Raw genomic sequence first — 622 nt, 5'->3', positions numbered from 1 at the left:
TGCAGAAAAGTATAAAAATGCTTATAGCAGGAGAGGTAACGCGCAAGGCTTCTGGGGTTCGCCTCTGCAGCAATAAGATCTTGGAAGTAGTTATTAAGATCCTCCGCCGTCACAGTTACTAAATTTAATTGGCGCTCCTGAAGATAGCGACTCAATTTACTAAGATCTCTAATATAGGAGTCATCTGTCTGATCACTTGCCCCTTTTTCAAAGATCAATGAGTCACGAAATCGCTCAATCACAATAGCATCATCTAACCACTCCATTTTACCCTTTAACACCTCTTCTGACTTCGAGTTATCAATCTACTCAAAATATCATACCGCTTCATAATATTTCTAGATAATATTGGCTTGCTAGGAATCGCAAGATTGGTCTAATAATTTGAGCAATAGATTAACTATACTCCATAAATACTCTATAATAGCCTCTTTCAGATGCTCTTTTCTGAGTAAATCTAATTCAATAAGCTTATTTCATAAGAGAAGAGCCAGAGAGAATTGTGCCTATTTGCAAAATTACAATTAGCTTACGATATATTTACAATATATGCCCATTCTCTAAACGCATCCTACTATTGACTCACTCCCTTAAGAGTCTATCTACTATTCCATCTTTTTTC

General features: G+C 36.2%; 1 protein-coding gene. It reads right to left on the bottom strand.

Going from position 1 to position 622, the window contains the following annotated elements; all coding sequences use genetic code 11:
• The coding region (locus tag FK268_RS25965) for a site-specific integrase (protein WP_158636215.1) at positions 1-266 on the bottom strand (266 nt) is incomplete at its 3' end.
• Between the last annotated feature and the right edge of the window lie 356 nt (positions 267-622).

It is taken from the genome of Tsukamurella sputi (genome assembly GCF_007858445.1).
In the GTDB taxonomy this organism is placed as follows: domain Bacteria; phylum Actinomycetota; class Actinomycetes; order Mycobacteriales; family Mycobacteriaceae; genus Tsukamurella; species Tsukamurella sputi.
Note: the sequence above shows the minus strand (reverse complement) of the source record. Positions and strands in the feature narration are given on the sequence as shown.